The 3,480-nt window shown below is 58.4% G+C and carries 3 protein-coding genes; 2 read left to right on the top strand and 1 reads right to left on the bottom strand.

Annotated features, from left to right (window positions below; all coding sequences use genetic code 11):
- A partial coding sequence (locus JWR14_RS38335) for an aldo/keto reductase (RefSeq protein ID WP_299720033.1) occupies positions 1 to 558 on the bottom strand: 558 nt, incomplete at its 3' end.
- Between the two features lie 1,133 nt (positions 559 to 1,691).
- Here JWR14_RS38335 and JWR14_RS38340 point away from each other — a divergent pair.
- Together JWR14_RS38340 and JWR14_RS38345 are read left to right on the top strand one after the other, a co-directional pair.
- Entirely contained in the window at positions 1,692 to 2,294 is a 603-nt protein-coding gene (locus JWR14_RS38340; protein ID WP_299720035.1) for a c-type cytochrome, read from the top strand.
- A 125-nt stretch (positions 2,295 to 2,419) separates the two neighbouring features.
- Positions 2,420 to 3,478 (top strand): DUF3300 domain-containing protein, encoded by a 1,059-nt coding sequence (locus JWR14_RS38345; protein WP_299720037.1) that lies wholly within the window; start codon positions 2,420 to 2,422, stop codon positions 3,476 to 3,478.
- The last annotated feature ends 2 nt before the right edge of the window (positions 3,479 to 3,480 follow it).

The raw sequence follows: 3,480 nt of genomic DNA on the forward strand, positions 1-3,480 counted from the left end.
GTAAAGGTTGTACTCAGGCTGAAGCACCTCATACGCAGGCAAGCCCGATTCCTTCGATACCTTCAGCGCTGCCTTGAGCCGCTCGCCGGTGAAGTTCGACGCGCCGATCACCCTTACCTTGCCCGCCTTGATCAGCTTCTCGTACGCGCCGAGCGTCTCTTCGAACGGCGTCTTGTCGTCGTCGAGATGGGAAAAACAGACGTCAATGTAATCAGTCTGCAGCCGACGCAGCGAATCGTTGACGGCCGCCTCGATGTTGGCAGCCGACAGGCCCGGCCGCGTGCGCAACATCCCGACCTTAGTCGCGAGCACGATCTTGTCGCGCTTGCCGCTTTCCTTGAACCATTTACCGATGATCGTTTCGGACTCGCCGCCCTGATGCCCCTCAGCCCACTGCGAGTAGCTGTCGGCGGTATCGATGAAGTTCAAGCCGTGGTCGGCGAACGTATCGAGGATGGAGAACGACGTGCGCTCATCGGTCGTCCAGCCAAAGACGTTGCCGCCAAAGACGAGGGGTGCGACTTGAAGGTCCGAGGTTCCGATGGTGTGTTTTTGCATTGCTTTCTTCGCTTACGGTGTTGGGTTGGAAACGAATGGGAAGGATACCCGCGAATGCCGCCGCTCGCTTGGCGCCCGGAGATGCGCTGCACGGCGCCATCCCTCAGAAGAGGGGCGAATTACCTGAACCGCGTTGGTTCAGCTGTCCTTTTCCCCAATTTCGACCGCCACGAACCGCCGGATAATCTGTCAAGAAGGACCAGGTCTTCCTGGACACTGTGCTCGCTTGCAAAGCGCTCAAGACACATGGCTGTGCGCAGGGCTGTGCACCCTTGACGGTCGTACACGAGCGGCCGATATCGGGAAAGCGACAAGCGTCAATGCCCAGCAAGCCGTCTATCGAATGCCGATTTTTCGGCCGTCACTTCGACCGCGAAATTTGGTGCATCAAATCAGTTATTAAAATCCAAACGAAAGCATTCGTCGTTATTTTTTATATCGTATGTATTAGGATACCGAATTAAAATTTCCTCAAGAAGTTCATACCGACACCGATCGTACATGCTCATGTTAGTTAGCGCTAACGCTCGCGAGCACAAGGTGCGAGGTGTGGCAAGCTCTGTGGCATCTGACGCGGTTTGGCGTTCTTGTCGAGGACCGAACTCCACGAGGCGCGGGCAGCTGCTATATAACTGCGCACCGTGCCCTGTACACCGCATAAGGTGGAAGTAGCGCTCAACCTCTCTTGAGTACTTCCCCATATGCAATGGCTTTACGATCACCTCATTCGGCGACAGCATTCTGGCTTTCCAGGCGGCCACGCTGCACGAGCGCTATTGCTAATTACGCAAATAGTTGTTGTGTTGCTTCGAAACGGCAATCCCATGCGTCGACGCTTCGCTTGGTGTGACGGAACATTCGCTTCTCTAATAGAAGCGTTCAATGTTCGCGATCAAAAAATCCAACTGTTTTGTTGCCGACGGTCGCTCATATGATTAGCACCCTCGTCCCCCTTCCATACTACAGGTCCCATGCCCCCCATCGCCCCGGCGAAGCCGTCTGCGACTCGGCGCGACAGATATGGTCGCGCGCCTCATCAGATAGTCGAAAGCCTCTCACACTCCAGCCAGCAGCGAACGAAGCCGGCAAGCCAAAGCTGCGGCGTCGCGGGTAAAGCCTTCGCACTGGCCCTGATGCTCACGGACGCTTTCCTGACCGCGCCATCCGCATTTGCCGCGCCCTCTGCGCTCGACGCGCACGATGGCCTCGTGGTCACATGCGCAGCATGCCACGGCGCGGCCGGCGAAGGCTCGTCGACTGGCGCGATACCTCGGCTCGCCGGGCAGAACACCGACTATCTGGCCCACGCGCTATCGATGTTCAGGGACGGCACGCGCGCAAGCCCGGTGATGCAGTCGGTCGCGCATAACCTGTCCGACAGCGACATGCACGAACTCGCTGAGTACTTTGCGGCACAGCACTCGCCGCTCGAACAGGCTGCACAAGCGCCGCAAGCCGCGCTGATCGAAGCGGGGCGGCGGCTTGCGGAACTAGGCGATGGGGCAAATGTGGCGGCGTGCTTTGGATGTCATGCGATCGGTGGAAAAGGCAATGGCGCGCGCTTCCCGAGCATCGCGGGGCAGCCGGCGATTTTTACTGCCGAGCGTTTACACGAGTTTCAGGCCCGTGCGAAGAACGGCGCCGCGAAGCCCGGGACGATGACCGCGGTTGCGGCACAAATGACGGATGCGCAGATCGAAGCTGCCGGCGCCTATCTGTCAACGCTTTCGCGCTGATCGGATATCAGAACGGTAATGAACCGGTCAGTATTCAGTCACCGCTCTCGCCCATGATGGTGCGGCGCGTATTTAATTTCCAAGGGCGCGCAGAAACAGGAAATCACACCCAGAGAGCATGGTCTATGAAAGTTTTGAAACAGGGCTTCGCGGTCTTTGTATCCTCGTGCCTGGTGCTAGGTATTACGCACCACGCGTTCGCGGGTCAGGCCGATCAATCGGTGCTTGCACCGGCTCAGGCGACCCAGTGGACGCCCGACCAGCTACAGCAGCTCGTGGCACCCATCGCTTTGTACCCGGATGCATTGGTAGCGCAAATCCTCGCAGCCTCGACTCATCCGGTTGAGCTTGTCGAAGCAGACCGATGGATGCAGGAACACTCCGCACTGAAGGGGGACGCGCTGGCAGTTGAAGTAGATAAGCAGAGCTGGGATCCGAGCGTGCAGGCTCTCACGCAGTTTCCCTCCGTACTTGCCAATGCGGACCAGAATCTGACCTGGATCTCATCGCTTGGCGACGCCTATCTGAACCAGCCTCAGGACTTGATGGCCGCCGTTCAGGTAATGCGCCAACGAGCTGAGCAAGCCGGATACTTACAGAGTACAGGTCAGGAGTCAGTAGCCACGCAAGGCCAAACGATCACCATCGAGCCAGCAGCCCCTGACGTCGTCTACCTGCCGGAATACGATCCCTGGCTGACCTATGGAACGCCGGTAGCAGTCTGGCCCGGCTGGTATCCATACTCGGGACTCTACCTCGACGGCCCGGGAATCGCGTTTGGCGCAGGCTTTGGCCTCGGGTACTTCGGTGGCTACAGATGGGGGTGGCACCACTGGAGGCCCGACTGGGAACGCCGAACGATAATTTACAACCACAGCACCTATATCTCGCGCAGTGCAATGGTCACTAACCGAAACGACTTTTTGCACGAACACGAAAATTTCAATCGCACGCAGACATTTCACGGTGACCGCGGATTTCCCGGGATTCCGGGTTCCCATGGCGTTGCAGCACCCCAGCGCGGATTCGCAGAATCAAACGTGGGGTTGGGTAGGAACTCCGGGCGATTTAACGGTTTTGGCAATGAACCTGTGGGCGACGGACGCGCGGGCTTTGACGGGTTTGCTCATGAAGGCGCAGGTGGCCACGGCGAGGGTTCCCATGGCGGCGGAGGCCGAAGATAGGC

Source organism: Caballeronia sp. (genome assembly GCF_028292365.1).
In the GTDB taxonomy this organism is placed as follows: domain Bacteria; phylum Pseudomonadota; class Gammaproteobacteria; order Burkholderiales; family Burkholderiaceae; genus Caballeronia.